Annotated in this window: 2 protein-coding genes; one reads left to right on the top strand and one right to left on the bottom strand. The window is 57.8% G+C overall.

From position 1 onward, the window contains the following. Nucleotides 1-233 precede the first annotated feature (233 nt). Nucleotides 234-1,301 carry a DsbA family protein gene (locus AC0AP0_RS12545; protein ID WP_490430729.1) on the top strand — a complete coding sequence of 356 codons (1,068 nt, stop codon included), beginning with the start codon at nt 234-236 and terminating at the stop codon, nt 1,299-1,301. Between the two features lie 111 nt (nt 1,302-1,412). Here the strand turns inward: AC0AP0_RS12545 and AC0AP0_RS12550 are convergent. Continuing rightward, nucleotides 1,413-2,144 (bottom strand): LysR family transcriptional regulator substrate-binding protein (locus AC0AP0_RS12550; RefSeq protein WP_490430730.1); only part of this gene is annotated, 732 nt, incomplete at its 5' end.

Raw genomic sequence — 2,144 nt, forward strand, 5'->3', positions numbered from 1 at the left:
GTCCGGACGGGTCGCCCATTCTGGACCAGCGCACGGCCGATGCCGCCAGGAACTATCTGGCGCGCTACGGTGCCTGAACAAATGCCTGGCTCATATCGATATGTTGATTGTGCGTACCGGCCACATTGACGCACATTCTTCGGATGGTCATTCTGCCGGATGACCCTCGTGTAGATTGGTAAAGGTCCGACGGGCAGGCCGACGGATCATCATCGCAAGGAAGGCCATGGATCATGACGAAATCGCAGGAGCAGAACGGTCATGAGGAACCGGACCAGACTGAGGTCGACGAGTTGAATGCCGCTTCTCAGGCGAATTCAGAGGAAACGGCCAAGCCTGCCGTTTCTGCCACAGCAATTGACACAGAGAAATTTTCGGATGAGGCAGGCCAGCCTGCTCATCGGTCTCGGAGGCTGCCGCTGATACTGGTTGTGGTGGCTCTTGTGCTGGTGCTTGTAGCTGGCTTCTACATGCTGTGGACTAATCATTCAGGAGACGACCAGTCAGCCCAAAAGCCTTCATCTGGAACATCGACCGTCCAAGCCAATCAAGGCCCCAGCGGGGATGCCAAGGCTTATAAGGCTCTGCAAGAGGTCACCGTCAAGCCATCGGTGGCTGACGACCAGGGAGGACTGACCGTTTCAGTCAAAGGTGTCGGCAGTAAGAAGAAGGTTGCTGATGCGCCCACCCTTGAGATATTCATAGACCCCATGTGCCCATGGTGCGGCAAGGTGGGCCGGGTCATCGATCCCCAGCTGCAGCGCATGATCAGTGCCGGTCAGATCAACGTCACCTACAACTTTTTAAATTTCCTGGATTCGGCATCCAGCGACCAGTACTCTAGCCGTGTGGACAACGCCCTGGCCATGGTGGCCCAGGAGGATCCGGACCATCTGCCGGCCTTCGCCGCCGCTATCTTTGATACCGACTTCCAGCCCAATGAAAAATCCTATCAGGCCGTTTCCGACGCGCGCCTGGCCGACCAGGCCGTGGGGGTGGGCGTGCCCAGGTCCCTGGCAGACCGTTTTGCCCAGGGCACCTACAGACCATGGGTGGACAAGGTCAACGCCTATGCCATTACCCGCAAGGATGCCAAGGACGCCAAGGGGGAGTTCTCGACCCCTACCATCATGATCAACGGCAAGGTCTGGGATCTGACCGCAGCTGCAAAGAGCCAGGGAGGCCTGGAACATCTGGACCGGGCCCTGTTCAAGGCCCTGGGACTCAAATCGCAGGATGTGGGCCACCAAGGGAAGACGCCCTCCATCGGAGCACAAGGAAAAGCGCTGAAGGCAGAGTAAGCGGCAACTGCTGAGCGCCTACGATCTGTGGCAAAATTCAAGGACCGCCGTTATCAGATCAGCTGTTTGCTCGGTTAGTCTTGGTCGGTTCGGCTTTTGTTTGCCTGGCTGTTAATCGCTTGGCTCCTGTTCGATCAGCGAATATCCGTGGTTGGACACAACCTGGCGCAGCTTGTCCAAGTAAAGTCCGGCGGCATGGGACAGCTTGGTCCGGCTGTTGACAATCCAGCCCACCAGCATGGACTCATCCGACTCCAGGGGAACGCTGACGATCTTCTCGTTGTTCAGGTCCTCGTTGTCGATGCCGGTGCAGACCGTGTAGGCGTTGAGCCCGACGATGAAGTTGAGCATGGTGGCCCGGTCGCTCACGGTGATCTGCTTGGGGGAGTAGTCGGGCCAGACTGCCTCCTCTGCGAAATAGAAGGAACCCTCCTCGCCCTGCTCATACTGCAGGAAGGGGTAGGGCTCCAGGTCCTTCATGGTCACCATGGCCCGGTCAGCCAAGGGGTTGGTCCGGGCGATAAAGACATGCAGATCTGCACGGAAAAGGGGATGGAAGTCCAGGTGTTTCTCGCGTAGCATCTTGGACAGGACCCGTTTGTTGAAGTCGGACTCGTAGATGATGCCTATCTCGGACTGAAGGGTGGCCACTTGGTCGATGATGTCCCTGGTGCGCGTCTCTCGTATGGTGAATTCGTACTCGTCCGAATCGATGGAGTTGATCATCTCCACGAAAGCTTCCACTGCGAACATGTAGTGCTGGGTGGAAACCCGGCAGAGCTGCTTGCGGGGCCTGACCTGCCGGTAGCGGGCCTCCAGCAGGTCGGTCTGATCCAGAATCTG

Source organism: Bifidobacterium sp. POST2/T3 (B1) (genome assembly GCF_058197115.1).